This window comes from Paenibacillus sp. QJM3NY_38, assembly GCF_056173265.1.
On record NZ_CM149665.1, the window covers coordinates 271,499 to 288,943 of the forward strand.

The window sequence follows — 17,445 nt, forward strand, 5'->3', positions numbered from 1 at the left end:
CCGTGGGTAGGAAGACATAAGAAACCTGGAGGGAAACAACATGATGAACATCACCATTTACCAGTCAAACGGGGCAGAAGAATTATTCGTGAAGAAAGACAAGGCGCAGCTGACGCCCGTAACTACGGGTGCAGAGAATCATACGGTTGTCATCGATGAGGAGCAGACGTTTCAGGAGATGGACGGCTTCGGCGCGTCCTTCACGGACTCCGCTGCTTATCTGATCCATCGGGTGCTGGATACGAGGCAGCGTTCGGAGCTCATGACGCGGCTCTTTGATCCGAGCGAAGGGATCGGATTATCCGTACTCCGCCAGCCGATGGGCGCATCCGATTATGCGCGTGACTTCTACAGCTATAACAATATGCCTGAGGGTGAGACGGATGTAGAGCTGGAGCAGTTCTCCATTGCGCATGACGAGGAAGACATCATTCCTCTCCTGCAGGAAGCCCTCCGCTTGAACCCGGATGTCAAGCTGATGGGCTCCCCGTGGAGCCCGCCTGGCTGGATGAAGACGAGCGGGTCGATGATCGGCGGAGAGCTGAAACCCGAATACTATTCGGTGTATGCTAATTATTTTGTGCGTTACATTCAGGGGTATGAAGCCAACGGGCTGCCAATCTATGCAATCACGCCGCAAAATGAGGCATTGTACTCGCCTGGTCATTATCCCGGCATGCTCATGCTGCCCGAGGCGCAAAGCGATTTCATCAAGAATCATCTGAAGCCGCAATTCGTGAAGAACGGTATCGATACGAAAATCCTTTGTTATGACCATAACTGGGACAAGCCGGACTACCCGCTGACCGTTTTTGAGCAAGCGGGGGACGCCGTGGATGGCGTCGCTTGGCACTGGTACGGCGGCAAGCCGTCGGCCCAATCCGAAGTGTTCGATGCATTCCCGGGGAAAGAGGTTCATTTCACGGAAGGATCGGGCGGGGAGTGGATCCCGCCGTTTGAGCAGGCCTTCTCCAATGTGATGCGAACCGGAATCGAAATACTTCGCAATCACAGTAAATCCTTCGTGCTGTGGAATATGGCGTTGGACGAGAAGAACGGCCCTACCGTTCCGGGCTTTGGAAAAAGCACTTGCCGCGGCATTGTCACGGTAAATCAGCAGACGAAGGAGCTTACCTACACGCTGGACTACTATGCGCTGGCGCATTTTAGCAAAGTGATCCGTCCAAAAGCGGTTCGCATTGCTTCTACCAGCGATGAGTCCATCCGTTCGGTAGCATTCAAGAACACGGACGGTTCGATTGCCGTCGTTTTGTTTAACGACAGCGAGCAGGAGGAGAATGCTGCACTGCATATACAGGGAACGGAGCAGCTTAACCTCCGCCTTGCACCGAAAAGCGCTGTGTCCGTTTTGATAGAGGAGTAATTCTGAGGTAACAATTCATAGGTTAGACAAGATAAGGCACCCTAGTCGGCGCCGTTAGCCCTTTCGGTTGATGGTTGCCTTGGCTGGGGTGCCTTTTCATATATAGAGTTGGTTATTTCATATAGAAACGGTAGAATAATAACAAGAATAAGGTTTACCAAAGAAAATACAGGTGACAATCATGACCATTAAAACGTTATTTATTGCTCCGTATCCCGCAATGAGCCATTTAATAGAAGAATGCCGGAAGGAAGAGCCGGAGCTGGAAGTGCGAGTCGAGGTCGGCAATTTGCTAGAAGCGGTTCCTCTGGCAAAGGAAGGCGAACGCCAAGGATATGACGTGATCATTAGCCGGGGCGGTACGGCCAAGCTGATCGAACCCGAGGTGCGCATTCCCGTTATCGATGTCCATGTTTCAGGCTATGACATGCTGCGCGTGCTCACCTTAGCCAATCATTTTCCAGGCAGGAAAGCCATTGTGGGCTTCTCCAATATTACGCTTGGAGCCAAAGCCATTACCGATGTGCTGGATATCGAGGTTGACGTGTTCACGGTAGAGAAGGCCGAAGAGGTAGATCGGCTGCTCGAGGATCTGAAGGCGAAGGGCTTCGAATTAATCATGGGCGATGTGGTAACGATAGAAGCAGCTGCCAAGCACCATTTGGAAGGGATTCTGATCCAATCCGGACGCGAGGCCATCTTCGATGCATTTCAAAAGGCCAAATCCGCGTTCCGGTTACATGAACGGACGCAGTGGGAAATATCTTTTCTGCAAGCACTGCTGGAGGAAACGGCTGCGAACCTTGCCGTATTGGATGCTGAGGGACAGGTTGTATATGAACAGTGGCCGGATTATGGTTCCTGTCCGCTCCCGGTGGAAGCCTTGCAAGCCGATCTGCGGCTAAACCGGGAGGGGAAATCCTCTGTCCTGATTCAGGATGACGGAACCCGGAAGCTTAAACAGAAAAGGACGCTGAAAGTAATACAGGGACAGCGGTACTACCTGTACACTTTTTCCGAGATGAAGCAAAATGGGGAGGCTGCAGGCTATCATGTCGAGGCCGTGACCCAATTGCCGATGTTGATATCGCAAAGCGAGGCGATGAGCGGGTGCCTGCAGCGGATCGAGAACCATCTGGACAGCCGTGCCTTGATTCTCATCGGTGAAGCCGGTACAGGCAAGCAGCTGCTCTCCCGGTATATTCATTACCGAAAGAACGAAGGTCGGGGCTTGTATGTCCGGCTTACCGGAAAGCAGGCTGTGGCATTATCGGAAAAACACGAAAACGAAGCTTGGGACAGCGATGTCCGCACACTCTACATTCATGGATTGGATGCGATCGATCCGCAAGAAATGTCGGATTTGAAGCAGTGGATTAACGAGATGAAAAACCGGGCATTCACGATTATCCTCTCGCTGGAAAAGGACGATTCGAATTATCATCCCCTCCTGCTGGATGAGGAGGCGGCAAGGATTGCCGTGCCGGCTCTGCGCGAGCGTAAGGACGACATCAAACCATTGGTGACTTATTATATTGCCTCCTACCATGGCACGCTTGGGACTTCACCGATCAAGATCAAGGAGGAAGCAATTCAGCTGCTGACCCAGTACGATTGGCCAGGCAACGTGTCGGAGCTGAAAATCCTGCTCCAGGACGCAGTGACGGAGGAGAAGGGCTACGTGATCGGCAAGCCGCTCATTTCCCGGCTTCTTGGCAAGAAGGAAGGTCATCCGTCAACTGCAATGAGCCCCGAGTTTCTTCATGGTACGCTGGATGAGATCGAGAAGAGGATCATCGACGCGATTATGGAGGAAGAACAATTTAATCAGACGAAGGTTGCGGAGCGGCTCGGTATCAACCGTTCGACCCTGTGGAGAAAGCTGAAACAATAGTTTCAGCTTTTTTTGTTTTGCGATCAATAGATCCCTCCGTTTCGGCAGATATTAGGATAAAGAGGGATTTATTTCAATAAACTAGCGGCAACGCAATTTTCGATTGTTTAAATTTGCAACAATTAATCTTTAATATGTTGCAAATTTAATTGTATGCACTTACAATAAACCCTGCAAGCGATTTCAATATGAAATCACTGTTTAATATTGAAACAATTATTAGAGGGGTGTTACAATAATGAAGATTAAAGCGACGTTGGATCGGATTCCTGGAGGTATGATGGTGGTGCCGTTGCTTATTGCAGCAGTCATCAACACCTTTGCTCCGGATTTACTCCGAATTGGGAATTTCACGGAGTCTTTATTTGTAAACGGTTCAAGTACATTAATTGCGCTGTTCCTCCTCTGTACGGGGGCACAGATTAACGTCAAGTCCTTTGGCGTATCCGTAGGAAAAGGAGCCACGCTGCTTGTCACGAAGTGGGTTGTTGGCGCAGCATTCGGACTGATCGCTTACCTGTTTGCCGGAGAGAACGGATTGTGGCTGGGTTTGGCGCCGATCGCCGTCATTGCGGCGATGACCAACAGTAACGGGGGATTGTTCGTAGCTTTGGTAGGCCAATACGGCAGCAAGGAAGACCGTGCCGCATATTCGCTTCTTGCCCTGAATGACGGACCCTTCCTCACGATGGTGGCCTTATCGATCTTCGGCGCCATGGGATTCGTGGACGGCATGTTCTCCTTCGTATCCTTCATCTCGGTTCTTCTTCCGATTATTGTAGGGATGGTGCTGGGTAATCTGGATGAAGAGATGCGCAAGTTTTTGGACAAAGGCAGCTCCATGCTGATTCCGTTCTTTGCATTTGCGCTCGGGATGGGCATTGACTTCGGAGCGATTGTGGATGGCGGCTTGTCGGGTATCATTCTTGGACTGCTGACGGTTTTTGTTACAGGTACCGCAGGATACTTTGTGTTTAAAGCGTTGAAATGGAATCCGATCGTGGGGGCGGCGGAAGGCTCAACAGCCGGTAATGCCGTGGCTACGCCTGCTGCAATCGGGGCGGCAAATGCTTCCTTTGCAGCATTTACCGATATCGCGACGGTGCAGGTTGCAGCGTCCGTGGTAACGACCGCCATCCTGCTTCCTCTATATGTCGGGTTTTTAGTGAAGCGTCTAGAGAAGAAAGGGCACTCATTTGATACAAATACAGCAGATGCCGAATCATAGAAGGTGTGATGAAATGTGATAAAACAAATTGGAATCATCGCGGACGATCTGACCGGTGCGAATGACTCGGGTGTACAATTGGCGAAGAAGGGGCTGGTTTCCACCGTCGTTTTCGATCATCGCCATTACCGTCAGGACACCCGTGCCGAAGTGTTGATCGTGGATACGGATAGCAGGGCGAAACGCAGTGTGGACGCCTATGAAGCGGCGTATGAAGCCGCTCAATTCCTTGAAGAGCAGGGCTGCCGCCACATCTACAAGAAGCTGGATTCGACCCTGCGCGGGAATGTTGCAGAGGAATTGCGGGCGGTGCAGAAGGTATTCCGGCCAGACTTGGTGCTGATCGCCCCGGCTTTTCCCAAAATGAACCGCACGACGGTACAGGGACATCACTATGTTCAAGGTGTACTGATTACCGAGACGGAGTTTGCCAAGGATCCCAAAACGCCCGTCATGGAAAGCTATATCCCCAAACTGCTGCAGAAGGAGGGAGAGCCTGAGGCGGTGCTGATTTCAACAAGTCAAACGCGGCAGTCCGCCGCGCAATTTCTGCCATGGCTCCAATCCAAGCTCTCGGAAGGTCAAACCTGGTTTGTATGCGATAGTGAGACGGAAGAGGATTTACAGGCGATAGCGGGATTATTCTCACAACTTGATAAGAAGATCCTGTGGGCCGGTTCCGCTGGATTAATCGAATACTTGCCGGAGGCCCTGTCCCTGACCTCCTTGGAGGAGGGGAGCCAAGATTGGGCCCAGGCGGATAAAGCGCTGATCGTATCAGGAAGCTTGTCCCAAACGACCCGGCGGCAGCTTCGTGCCGTCGAGGACATGCCCGACTCGTTGATGCTGGAGATTGATCCGGCCGCGCTGATTCGTGAAACTTACGACACAGAAGACGTCCTGCAGCAAATCGCTCAGGATATGGACAAGCGCTGCTTGGTCCTGTACGTCGACGCTTCGGAAGAAAACCGCAGACTTGCAAAAGAAGCAGGGGATGAGCGGGGATTATCTCCAACCGAGGTAAGCGAAGCGATCTCGCTGGGACTCGGAAGAATGACAAAGGCCATTTTACAGGCATACGCTGAGATCCAAGGGTTGGTATTAACTGGCGGGGATACGGCTAAGGCTATCTGTATGGAACTTGGCATGGGAGAAATGCAGTTGTATTCGGAAGTAGAGCCCGGCCTGCCGTTCGGAAGGCTTCAGGGCATGGGAAAAGGCTACTGGACCGTCACCAAAGCCGGGGGCTTCGGAAATGATCAATCCCTGGCAGATTCCCTGCACTATATAACAAATAAGAAAAAGGTGAGAATATGAGCCAGCATAAACCGGTTATCGGGATTACCATGGGAGACGCCGCAGGCGTAGGTCCTGAAATTATACTCAAAAGCCTCATGAATGAGGAGATGTATCATATCAGTCACCCGGTTGTGATCGGGGACGTGAAGATATTGGAGCGGGCAAAGACCTTCGTGGGCAGTGACTTGACTATCGAAGCGATTACTGCCGATGAGCTCGGGCAGGTTGACTACCGTTTTGGCACGGTTCATGTGCTTGATCTGGATCTGCTGCCGGCGGACTTGCCGATTGGACGAGTTGCCCCGGAAGCCGGACACGCCGCGTTCAAATTTTTGGAGACGGCCATCGAATTGGCGAAGGACCATAAAATCCAGGCCATATGCACCGCTCCGCTGAATAAGGAAGCCCTGCATAAAGGGGGTCACAAATATCCGGGCCATACGGAAATTCTGGCGGATTTGACCGGAACTACGGATTACTCCATGATGCTGTCCGCACCGAATTTGAAGGTTATTCACGTGACGACCCATGTCGGCATCCTCGATGCCGTCCGGTCGATTAATCCTGAGCGCGTATACCATGTCATCAAGCTTGCTCATGAGACGCTGCAGAAGTCCGGCATCGCCGCTCCGCGGATTGCCGTTTGCGGAATTAATCCTCATGCAGGCGAGAACGGACTGTTCGGATATGGCGAAGAGGAAGAGAAAGTCATACCGGGCGTCGAGAAGGCGCAGGCGGAAGGAATCCAGGTCGTAGGCCCGCTGCCGGCCGATACGCTGTTCTTCCGGACGGTTCGCGGTGACTTTGACATTGTAGTGGCCATGTATCACGATCAGGGACATGGTCCCGTCAAAGTGCTCGGCTTGGACGCAGGCGTCAACATTACCGTTGGCCTTCCAATTATCCGCACCAGTGTCGATCACGGTACGGCGTTCGACATTGCCGGCCAAGGCATCGCCGACGAGAAAAGCTTGATGGAAGCCATCCGTCAGGCGGCGGAGCTGGCGCCTAAAGCGTAATGATGTTGCTGCTTGGCGGTGCATAACGGCCGCCATTATCTTTTTATCGAAGTGACTGCAGAAGATTCCGCAGGAATCAGCTGTCACAACAAAAAGATGACTCCACCTGCGGGGTCATCTTTTTTATTCCTCAGGTTTCTTCGATGTAACGGGATTCGTACCTCTTGACCGGGATAATCCGAACACGAAACAGAGGAGAATGCTGGGGAAGAAACTGGGGGCGATACGAGATGGCCGAGAAAGAGCTCAAAAAGCTGCTTATTCGTCCCCTTGACTTCATCCGTGATGTTCGGGTATGATTTCCAGTAACTTGAATAACGTTAGACAAAAGCAATGAAGAGAAAGAGTACCTTGGCGACGTCTTTGAACAGAGAGCCCCGGCCGGTGAAAAGGGGTAAGGAAAGAACCAGGGGAATATGGTCTCTGAGCTGTGCACCGAAACCCTGTAAGGGTTGTAGGCTGTGCCGGATCCCGCACCCGTTAACGTGCTAGGGTATACACGCGATATATGCGTCGTACCCGAAGAGGTGAATGCCGCAAGGCATGAATGAAATTGGGTGGTACCACGTGAGCGGCAAGCTCTCGTCCCTTTTGGGATGAGGGCTTTTTTTGTTGTCTAAAAAAAGGAGGAAGATTGACATGACGAACATTTTTATCGGTGGTGCCTGGCCTTACGCTAACGGGTCCTTACATTTGGGGAGGCTTGCAAGCCTCTTGCCCGGCGACGTATTGGCACGTTATTTCCGCGCGAAAGGCGATCAAGTCCTGTACGTATCCGGTAGCGATTGTCATGGAACGCCTGTGGCGGTTCAAGCCATTCAGGAGGGCGTAGCTCCCGGGGATATTGCGGATCGGTATCATAGGGAGTTTGTGGATTGCTTCGAACGGCTGGGTTTCTCTTACGACTTATATACGCGAACCGATCAAGCGTTTCATCACGCGGTGGTGCAGGAGTTGTTTCTGAAGCTGCTGGACAACGGACATCTGTACCGTAAAATCGTGCTGCAAACGTATTGCGAAACCGATCGACGATTTCTGCCGGACCGCTATGTGGAAGGAGACTGCCCCGTATGCGGCAGTAGGGCCCGTGGCGATCAGTGCGATGCCTGCTCCACGATACTTGATCCGTCCGATCTGACGAACAGGGCCTGCAAAATTTGCGGGAACCCTCCGGTGGAGCGTCCTACCGAGCATTTTTACGTATCGCTGTCGCATTTTCAGGATGAGCTGACCGATGGTCTGAATAACGCTCAAGGCTGGCGGGACAATGCGGTGCAACTGACCCGCAGATATCTGGAGGAAGGTCTTCAGGATCGGGCGGCTACAAGGGATCTGACCTGGGGCGTAGATGTGCCTATTCCGGGATTTGAGGATAAGAAAATCTATGTCTGGATCGAAGCGGTAAGCGGCTACTTATCCGCCAGCAAGCAGTGGGCCGCAGAGACGGGCGGCGATTGGGAATCCTTTTGGCTCAAGGGGAGGGATGAGATTACGGCTTACTATGTTCATGGGAAGGATAATATTCCGTTTCATACGCTGATCTGGCCAGCGCTGCTGAAGGGTGCCGGTGACCTGCATTTGCCGGACCGAATCATATCTTGCGAGTACATGACGCTGGAAGGGAAGAAGTTCTCGACCAGTCGGAATTGGGCGATATGGGTGCCGGATGTGTTGAGCCGCTATCAGCCGGATTCCATTCGTTACTTCCTCATTGCAAATGGCCCTGAGAAGCGGGATACCGATTTCTCCTGGAGGGAGTTCATTCACAGTCACAATGGCGAGCTGCTTGGCGCATTTGGGAATTTCGTCAACCGTACTTTGGTGTTTGTGAACAAATCGTTTGAGGGGAAAGTGCCCGAGGGCTGTATATCCGAAGAGTGGCAGAGCAGAGTTGAGGCACTATACCGCGAGGCTGGGGCGCTTATAGAGGGTGGGCGATTGAAGGAAGCGTTGGAACTCATTTTTAGCACAGTCCGCCTGGCGAACAAATATTTTGATGAACAGAAGCCTTGGATTCAGGTCAAGGAGGACCATGAAGCGTGCGGGACAACGCTGTTCATTTGTGTTCAGATCATAGCCAATTTGGCGAATCTGCTGCAGCCGTTTATTCCTTTCTCTTGTGATAGCGTAAGGGGCTTTCTCTCGCTGGAGTCGCCTGCGTGGAATTGGTGCCACGTTCCGGCGGGCAGGCCGATTCATGAGGTGAAGCTTTTGTTCGAACGGATCGATCCAAGCCGGATTGAGGAGGAGACGCACAGGCTGGGGAGGCTGTCCCTCTAATGATAGGGCTCTGCGTTTCTCAAACTCCAAAAGGCGAGTCAGATGGAGTTGGGAGGGCGCGAGGAGCTATTGTCGTTATGATGCAATTCGTACGATACCCTGCGAGGTAAAATAGGAGCTGCATCAAGGGATCTAGGGATCTGGAGATCAAGGGTGGAGGGTTGAAGTCGAGGAATTAAGGTATCAAGGTAACGAGAGTGTAGGATTAAGTAATTAAGGTATGGAGAATCGAGAATCGAGAATCGAGAATTGAGGATCAAGGAGTCAAGGACTCGAGAACTCGAGAACTGAGGATCAAGGGATCGGTAACCAAGGATCGAGGAATCAAGTGATTAAGTAATTAATGTATCGGGAACCGAGGATTGAGGAATTAAGTAATTAATGTGTCGAGAGCTGAGGATTGAGGAATCAAAGTATCAAGGCACCGAGAACCAGAATCAAGAATCAAGGAATTAAAGTATCAAGGTAACGAGAGTCGAAGTAAGGCATCAAGGGGCCGACGTCTCAAAGACTCAATGCATCTAGTTGATGGGTCTGGTTTGTGTTTTAAAGGACAGCCGTTCCGCTATTTCTGTGTTTTTGGCCATTTCGTAATGGTTTGAGGACATGAGATCCGCTATCTTGAGATAATCCGGGATGTATCCGTGATAATTGTTGTATTAGCGGATCCTGTGTCCGCTTAGACTCAAAATTAGACTGATTTTAGCAAAATAACGGATCCTCTGTCCATATGAAATCAAAGAAGATGAACATCAGTCAGTAATGGATCTTGTGTCCGTCTCTTGGACTCAAAATAGCTCGAAATCAGCAAATAACGGATCCAGTGTCCGCAAGGTCCTCCAGCAAGACGTAAGAAGAGCCTCCAGCAAGAACGCCAGAGGAGCCCCCAGCGGAATGCTGAGGGCTCCTCTTCATTACAGTAACGCATACGTTGTATCTTCACGGGTTAGTTGTCTGTTTCATGAATCCAATCCGTCAATAGGGCGTTAAACAGGTCGGGCTCTTCAAACATCGGATTATGGCCGCTTTTTTCAAAAATGACCTTCTTCACGTTGGCTTGCGAGCCGTTTATCGCATCCCAAAGCGATACGGGACTAACCAAATAGTCGTACCGTCCAAGACCAATGAGGACGGGCTTGGCAACCTCTTTCAGCGAATCGATTAGATTGAGCTGCGCGAAGGCTTCTCCCCATAAATGATCGGCGACGGGCATGTTGGTGAAGACGCCTTCCCACATCCAAGCTGCATCATAGGCATAGTCATAGAAGCTGTGCGCTCCCATTCGGATGCACATATGAGCAAACCGCCGTTCAGGCTCCCTCTGGATATCACCATCCTGCAGGGCGATATCCGCTTCAAACTGCCGTTTCCGCTCAGGACACGCCGTCTCATTGAAGTAAGCAATGCTCTGCTGCTGCCGCTCCGGGCTGTTAGTCGGGGCGGTGTTCAGCAGGACTACCTTCCGGACGTGTTCCGGGTATTTTTTGGCATACTCCAGTGCCATGAATGCGTGCCCCGAATGCCCCAATATTATAAAATCCTCCAGTTCCAGCGTTTGTCTTGCCGCTTCGATATCATCCAGAACCTTATCCAGCGTGTATTCTTCCGGCTCCAGTGTACGAGGGGGCTTAACAAATCCTCGATGGTCCAGGAAAATCAGTTGAAATGAAGTGTAGAGTTGTTCCGAAAACAAGCGGGGGTAGTAAATACTGCTTCCCACCACCAAAATGGGCCTGCCGTTTCCGCGAATGGAAACATTCAATGCAAATCCTTCGCTCATTACCGTACTCTGTATGTTCATGTTATCGTCCTCGTTTCATCTTTTAAATTAAACGCACCATCCCCTTTCCTGTTCAGATTCCATTACATTCTCCATAGAACGTTCCAGCATTCTATCTCACCTCGATTAGCGTTCGTTCAAGCTCAGTATAGCACCAGACATTCGCTCGGTCGACAGCCATTCAAGCATGCCCCGGACCACACACTGCGTCTCTACACCCGGACCGGTATTCGTTCCAGGGCCATTGGTTCAGCCACGGTTTGCATAGGGAGCAGTACCCTCGTTGCGGCATCTGCTCGTATCGCTGCTGTGAAAAACGCTGCTGTAAAAAGCATGGTGCAATAACTCCGAACTGCCTTTTCTCCAGCTCCCTTTATTCAGCCGTATCGCGGATCGTCAGGTTGATTCCAGGATAATCCGCGGCAATTGCGCTCTTACGCTCGATGATGCGGTTAAAATCAAAGGCAGAGCTGAATAATTCGGGCTCAGGCTTGAATGTCACGCTGGTGCCCGTCTCTTGAGTCATGCCGACAATCAGAAGCCCGGTCTGCGGAATGCCGTGCCTGTACTCCTGCCGGTATATGCTACCGTCACGGCGAATTTCAACGGTCAGATGCTTGGAGAGGGCATTGACTACTGCGATGCTGATGCCCTTCTCCGCGCCGGGGGCCAGAAAGTGTGCGCTGGTGTTCAACCGGTGGACATCGGTTAGTACCGATTGTACGACAGGGATGTTGGAATTCGGAAGGGCCTGCACGGGAATGCCTCTCCCGTTATCGGTAACCGTCACGCTGCCATCTTCATGCAGGTAAATGCCAATCTGATCACCATACCCGCTCGTGTGCTCCAATATCGAATTTTCCACGACGGCCCAGAGCAGCTGATGAATATCGAAGCCGTGCGAAGTCCCAAAATACATCCCTGCATTGTTGCGGGTTTCGGTCATCTCCAGGTAATCGCTTGTATCGAGCAGATCGCCTGCAGCAGAGAGCAGCAGTAGGAACGGCAGGCTCCGATGCTTAGGAAGAGCGTACCTTCCGCCTTGCTCCTGTACAAGGAGATCCGCGCCGAGCAGCGCCTTGAGATGGTGATACAGCTGACCCGTCGTTCCCATATTCAAACGTTCCACCAGCTCCGCGCCGGATAGGGGCTCTGCCATGACGGCCTTTAAAATATCCAGGCGCTGCTTGTTGCCCAGTGCTGCGAGGATTTTGGCGGCCTTCTCGGTGTTCATGTCCAGCAATTGATCCATTCGCCGTTCCTGCGGCTCCCAGCGGATGTTTTGTCCATTCAGATGCACTTGTCCGGAGTAGAAGACGGAGCCTTCCTCGGAGGCTGCTTCATATATCGCAGGTGTTGTGGCGATTTCTTGGCGGTGTTGGCTTTGGTTTGATGCGGAACCAGGTTTGCGTTCCATAAGGGCTTGATAGACAAGCTGCTGCAGCTCCGTCATTTGATTCTTTAAGACATCCATCTCATAAACCAGATCACGTGTCATGGGGAATCATCAACCTCGCTTTATCATCATTATGTTATTACGTAATTATTATATTACGTAATTTAAACATTGTAAACCCATAATAAGGAAAATGGTGCATGGTTAAGCGATTTGTTCGTTTATAGTTGTTTTTTATCTATTTTTATCATTCAGGGTCGTCTTACAATGAACGCAAAGGCTGGTGACATTCATTTGGGTGAAAGAATCATTCGGAATTTTAGGCAGGGCGATATGCCTCTGCTGGGGGAGCTGTATCAGGCGGTATCCGCAGCGGATTCGTTGTTTTGGTGGGTAGGTGACCAGGAGAATTGGGGCAATGTGTTCTGTGCTATTGAAGACGGGAAGATGGTGGCCAAGGGACAGGTGGGCATTATTAACGTGATCCCGCCGGGATGTGCGCCTAACTGCAAGCATCATATTTATGTGAATCTCAAGGCTGTACCTCAGCGGGAGCGGGATTATGATCTTCTAGGTGAAATGTATAAGATGCTCTATGAACATGCCCTTGTGTTAAAGAGGACGCTGCCGGAGACATACGGGACGTATTTGTGCGTGGGCAACTATGCCCATGAGACCGGCAACAACACTTTTTTTACAGAGGAAATCGGATTTCAGCCGCTGGAGAAGCTGTATTCCATGAAGCGGTCCCTTGAGGAGCCTTTACTTGCCTTGCCGTTAGATGATCGCTATCGCTATCGATTGTGGAAAATGGTGTCTGCGGAAGAGGAAAAGATGTATCTAAAGCTCGAGGCTGAGGTTTGGCCGGAAGCGCCGCTGGGGCTTGAACGCTTACGGGAATATAAAGAACATCCCGGCTGGATTGCGATGAATGTCCTGGAAGGGGACATGATTATAGGCAGTACCATGGCATGGCTGGAAGAGGGGGACGTCGGCGTGATTGAAGATGTGTTTGTGAGAGAGCCGTGGAGACAACGGGGAATCGCCAAACATCTGCTCTACCGTGCCATGTCCTATCTTCAGGCTCAGGGATCCGCCTCGGTAAAACTTGAAGTGAAGGCAGCCAATGAAACGGCGTTGTCACTCTATCAGTCGGTTGGCTTTGTCAAAGACCGAGAGGAGCACCGATTTTATCTGCCTCTGCAGGAGGAAGGCCACGGATAGGTCGTTCGACGGCCATGCGTGCGTCAAGCATGTAGGACGGTCATCCAAGCATGTTGGCTGACAGCCATCGAAGCATTCCCCCGTCCTCGTACACGTACGCACAGGATGTCATACGCACGATGGACCAAACAAAAACCACGCACGGATCAATCCTGGCGTGGTTTTTGTTATATGAAATTTAGAAGAGTTATGAGGTCGATTCCCGCTCGCCTGTCACATTCGGATTGGCATCCAAGATGCTTTCCGTGACGCTCCACAGTTTCGGCAGGAAATGGAGAACCTCGTCTGCCCGCTGCAGCAGGTCATCGGTGGAGGTTATGCCGAGATCCGCAAGGATCGCATCAAAAGCAGGGGTATACTGCTCCTGAAACTCAGGCGTCCCGTCGACCTCCAATATGTTGTGGCAGCGAGCGAAGGTAGCCACCATCCAGAAGACGGCTTCCCTATGGCTTCCGTTTAGGATCAGCTCGCGGCTGCCGTCAATGGCAATGGCTCTTGCATCCGGCGTAATGTCACTGCTGAAGAAGAAAGGGGTCTTCGCAATCGCAGACGCGGCATCGAAGGTTCTGGTCAATCCATTGAGATGAATCATGGCTTGTTCGGCACTCATGTCTTTACAGCCCAAAAGTCGTAATAGCTCCTCATATATCTCCTCTTGGTTATACTCCTTGAGCACATCGCGAACCGCTGCATAGCGGAGCCTGACCGTGGGGTTTCGAAGAGCGGCGACCAGGAGCATATGGGTAGTTACGCCGGTAGGGAACAGCCAGGAGGTAACCTGGCGATGCCAAGGGCCAGAAGGATCTATGGATCGGAGTCCGGTTATGATTCGTTCGCGCACGTTCTCACAGCGGCGGGTAACCCATATCCGGTCGGCAAAATGACGTGAAACCTCCGCCTGCAGCTTGCGCAGCTGCCCAGTCGGATCGGACATCAGGGTGTCTACACGGAAGCTGCCGGCAAGATGATAGGACGTTAATACCTGCTCGGGCGAGGCGAGTTCCCGCCAGGACAGATAGGTGGCTTCGATCAAGGCGTCCTGGTAGATAAACTTTCCCAGCTTAAGAGGGGGTTCCGCATCCTGGGTAACGATAACAACGTCAATGTCCGAGGACGGAGCCATCTCTGCCCCATCCGACTTTCCGACCGTGGAGCCGCTAAAATAGGCACCCATGAATCCAGGCTCCCTGCTGGCATGCTGCAAGACCCAGTCCGTTGCCGCCGCTCGTGCTGATCCAACGTTCATAACCTTTTTTCCTCCTCTACCTGCATGGTGTCTCACATGATTAGAAAAAATATCCTGTTTCTCACTATATTATATTGACCTCAATTCGAATGTACAACTAAACTAGAATTGATTGATCAATCGTTCATTATGAAAGGATCTTGGTAAATGCCTATCTCAAAGAAACAATTACGCACGATGAAGGAGAAGCGGGAAACTATTTTATCCCAGGCGCTGATCCTTTTTTCGCAGCATGGTTACGATGAGACTACGATTCAAAAAGTTGCCAAGGCGTCGAATGTGAGCTTCGGCAGTGTATTTACCTATTTCGAGAACAAGGAAGCATTGTTTCATGCCGTTATCGCTGAGCCGCTGCGGGATTTTGCCATAAGCTTGTTAGAGTTTGATGCGCAGACAGATCAGCCGATGGATGAGCTTACGCGGATGGTTCAGAATCACATGGAACAATTTTCCCAAATGGGTGATTATTTGCGGGTAACGCAGCAGGTCATCGGACAGAGAGCCCGGTTTTCGAAACCATTTGCCGTATTGAGGAGAGCGAATCAGAAGCTGATTCATAAAGTCTCCCGGTTGATTGAGAAAGGGCAGGAGCAGGGACAACTGCAGCCATCCGATCCGCTAAAAACAGCCATCACCTACACCAGCTTCCTCATTGGCCTACGGCTAAATATTACGGAAGAGCCGGATAGTCCCGTATGGGCCGAGTTCTTGCCATGCGCAATCCAAATCTTCGGTCCGGTGAGAATGTTATCTTAATGGAGGAGATCATATGATTGCTAATCTTGGGAAAAAAATTGCGGAAGGTGCCTGCTCTGAGGTATTCGAATGGGAAGATGGCTCCAAGATCATGAAATGGGGAAAGCCTAACACAAACGACGATGCGATGAAGCGCGAATATGAGATGAACTGTATCCTGTGGGATCACGGTCTCCCGGTTGCCCAGCCCTATGAACTTCTGAAGATCGATGGTCGTACCGGCATTGTGTTTGAACGCGTCTACGGGGAAACCGTGATGGAGAGGTTCATTCGCAAGAGCTTGGCATTGTCCGAGTTCGGAGGAATGGTTGGGGAAGGCGAAGATATCCGGATGATGGCCAGGGAACTAGCCCGCATCCACCAATCTTCAGCAGTTCAGCTGCCAACCTCGCAAAGAGATAGGCTCGTCTATTCCATCAACGGCGCCCCTTATTTAACGACTGGAGAGAAAGAAGCAATCATTGAGCTACTGAACGACTTGCCAGTTAAATATGTACCCTGCCATGGGGATCCGAATCCTTATAATATGCTGGTCCGATTAGATGGAAGCGTGGTTGTCATCGATTGGATGAGCGCCTCGATGGGGAACCCTGAGGCAGATCTGGCCGAGTTTATCCTCATGATGCGATATGCGATTTTACCGCCTGGCATTCCGGATTCGATAAGGGAATTTTTTGATAGGATTAGACAACGCATCATCGAGGTGTTTATGGAGGAATATGAGTTGCACAGGGAAGTCACTTACGAAGATGTTCGTCCATGGATTCTTCCCGTGGCGGCCAGGAAGCTGAGCGCGGACGGGATTACAGAAGAAGAGAAAATGATACTGCTGCAAGTGATTCGAAAGGGCTTGGCACATATCAATTAAAAGTTAATAAGGGTGTGTAGCTGCGTGAAACCGAAACGGACATTCTCTCATCGCTAAACATTCAGCGAGGGGGAACGTCCGTTTTTTTGGTCTTTTATTCTATTCATCCGCAATGACTAGCGTTGTATTGGTTTTTTTGAATTTTGGAATGAAGCCTGCATGGACGTTCGCATCGGTCACGATCGTATCAATCTTGTCGAGCGATGCGATGGAAATGGTGACGTCTTTGCCGAACTTGGTGCTGTCCGCCATGACAACCACCTCTTTGGACAGCTCGATCATTTTTTTGCGCGTAATGGCTTCTTCCAGATTGTAGTCGGAAATGCCTTTTTCGATGGTGATGCCGCTGCAGCAGATAAAGGCTTTCAACACATTCAGCTCATGAAAGTTGAAGATGTATTCATACGCGACGACGGATTGTTCCTCCCGCCGGATCTTGCCGCCGATCATAATCAGTTCTACATCGCTGTCCATAAGCTCAATCGCAACCGGCAGCGAATTCGTAACCACCGTCAGCTTCTTCTTATGCTTCACGTATTTGGCGATCTGGTATGTTGTCGAGCCGCTGTCGATATAGATGCAATCGCCGTCATGAACGAATTCGCCGCATTTGCGGGCAATGCGGTCCTTCTCTTCCAACTGGCTGACCATGCGCTCGTCCATGGACGATTCGCCGAACCGGGACTCCACGAGCTTAACCCCGCCATATATTTTTTCGATCCGCCCCTGCTTGGTCAAGGTGTTCAAATCCCGGCGCAGCGTATCCACCGAGATGTTCAGCTCTTCCGTTAGCTCCGTGATCTTCAGCACTTTTCGAATCGTAAGCAGCTCAAGTATTTTCTTTTGCCTCTCCAGTGGAAACATTCGCTCACCCATTCAATCCGCATTAGTAGTTGATGCCCGTATTCATGTCTAGTTTACCGATTCGTCCAGCCATGTTCAATAGATTTACCTATTTTATTCATAAGTTAGGCATCCAATATGGATGAATATGGTCAACAGTTGGTATTGATTTATGAATGATATATGCATAATTTACTTACATTTAACAGTTCTCATGATTCTTGTTTA

General features: G+C 50.9%; 13 protein-coding genes and 1 other annotated feature. Of the genes, 9 read left to right on the top strand and 4 right to left on the bottom strand.

All coding sequences use genetic code 11. From position 1 onward, the window contains the following. Positions 1–40 precede the first annotated feature (40 nt). The 6 genes from AC0VZ8_RS01315 to metG all read left to right on the top strand — a co-directional run bounded on the left by AC0VZ8_RS01315 (position 41) and on the right by metG (position 9,104). Positions 41–1,384 carry a glycoside hydrolase family 30 protein gene (locus AC0VZ8_RS01315; RefSeq protein ID WP_475485790.1) on the top strand — a complete coding sequence of 448 codons (1,344 nt, stop codon included), beginning with the start codon at positions 41–43 and terminating at the stop codon, positions 1,382–1,384. Between the two features lie 181 nt (positions 1,385–1,565). After that, complete coding sequence (locus AC0VZ8_RS01320; protein WP_475485791.1) at positions 1,566–3,278, top strand: PrpR N-terminal domain-containing protein; 1,713 nt, start codon at positions 1,566–1,568, stop codon at positions 3,276–3,278. A 238-nt stretch (positions 3,279–3,516) separates the two neighbouring features. After that, positions 3,517–4,506 carry a 2-keto-3-deoxygluconate permease gene (locus AC0VZ8_RS01325; protein ID WP_071219527.1) on the top strand — a complete coding sequence of 330 codons (990 nt, stop codon included), beginning with the start codon at positions 3,517–3,519 and terminating at the stop codon, positions 4,504–4,506. Between the two features lie 15 nt (positions 4,507–4,521). Continuing rightward, a complete protein-coding gene (locus tag AC0VZ8_RS01330; RefSeq protein WP_475485792.1) occupies positions 4,522–5,823 on the top strand; it encodes a four-carbon acid sugar kinase family protein in 1,302 nt (433 codons plus the stop codon). Continuing rightward, complete coding sequence (gene pdxA, locus AC0VZ8_RS01335) at positions 5,820–6,824, top strand: 4-hydroxythreonine-4-phosphate dehydrogenase PdxA (protein ID WP_475485793.1); 1,005 nt, start codon at positions 5,820–5,822, stop codon at positions 6,822–6,824. Before AC0VZ8_RS01330 ends, pdxA begins: the two co-directional genes overlap by 4 nt. A gap of 324 nt (positions 6,825–7,148) precedes the next feature. Beyond that, positions 7,149–7,417 (top strand) — a binding site (T-box leader). A gap of 46 nt (positions 7,418–7,463) precedes the next feature. Continuing rightward, positions 7,464–9,104, top strand: coding sequence for a methionine--tRNA ligase (gene metG, locus AC0VZ8_RS01340; RefSeq protein ID WP_475485794.1), 1,641 nt, complete (start codon positions 7,464–7,466; stop codon positions 9,102–9,104). A gap of 946 nt (positions 9,105–10,050) precedes the next feature. On the opposite strand, the gene AC0VZ8_RS01345 is transcribed toward metG, so the two are convergent. Next, positions 10,051–10,905, bottom strand: coding sequence for an alpha/beta fold hydrolase (locus AC0VZ8_RS01345; RefSeq protein ID WP_475485795.1), 855 nt, complete (start codon positions 10,903–10,905; stop codon positions 10,051–10,053). Between the two features lie 352 nt (positions 10,906–11,257). Continuing rightward, positions 11,258–12,382 carry an ArsR/SmtB family transcription factor gene (locus AC0VZ8_RS01350; RefSeq protein ID WP_475485796.1) on the bottom strand — a complete coding sequence of 375 codons (1,125 nt, stop codon included), beginning with the start codon at positions 12,380–12,382 and terminating at the stop codon, positions 11,258–11,260. 165 nt (positions 12,383–12,547) lie between these two features. Here AC0VZ8_RS01350 and AC0VZ8_RS01355 point away from each other — a divergent pair, with 165 nt between their 5' ends. After that, entirely contained in the window at positions 12,548–13,504 is a 957-nt protein-coding gene (locus AC0VZ8_RS01355; protein WP_475485797.1) for a GNAT family N-acetyltransferase, read from the top strand. Positions 13,505–13,691: 187 nt separating this feature from the next. Here AC0VZ8_RS01355 and AC0VZ8_RS01360 read toward each other — a convergent pair whose 3' ends face one another. Further along, positions 13,692–14,750 carry a hypothetical protein gene (locus AC0VZ8_RS01360; RefSeq protein WP_475485798.1) on the bottom strand — a complete coding sequence of 353 codons (1,059 nt, stop codon included), beginning with the start codon at positions 14,748–14,750 and terminating at the stop codon, positions 13,692–13,694. Between the two features lie 147 nt (positions 14,751–14,897). On the opposite strand from AC0VZ8_RS01360, the gene AC0VZ8_RS01365 reads away from it, so the two are divergent. Together AC0VZ8_RS01365 and AC0VZ8_RS01370 are read left to right on the top strand one after the other, a co-directional pair. Continuing rightward, positions 14,898–15,506, top strand: coding sequence for a TetR/AcrR family transcriptional regulator (locus AC0VZ8_RS01365; protein ID WP_475485799.1), 609 nt, complete (start codon positions 14,898–14,900; stop codon positions 15,504–15,506). Between the two features lie 13 nt (positions 15,507–15,519). Continuing rightward, positions 15,520–16,374, top strand: a complete 855-nt coding sequence (locus AC0VZ8_RS01370) for a phosphotransferase (protein WP_475485800.1) — start codon at positions 15,520–15,522, stop codon at positions 16,372–16,374. Between the two features lie 99 nt (positions 16,375–16,473). On the opposite strand, the gene AC0VZ8_RS01375 is transcribed toward AC0VZ8_RS01370, so the two are convergent. Then, positions 16,474–17,250, bottom strand: a complete 777-nt coding sequence (locus AC0VZ8_RS01375) for a DeoR/GlpR family DNA-binding transcription regulator (protein ID WP_475485801.1) — start codon at positions 17,248–17,250, stop codon at positions 16,474–16,476. Positions 17,251–17,445 lie beyond the last annotated feature (195 nt).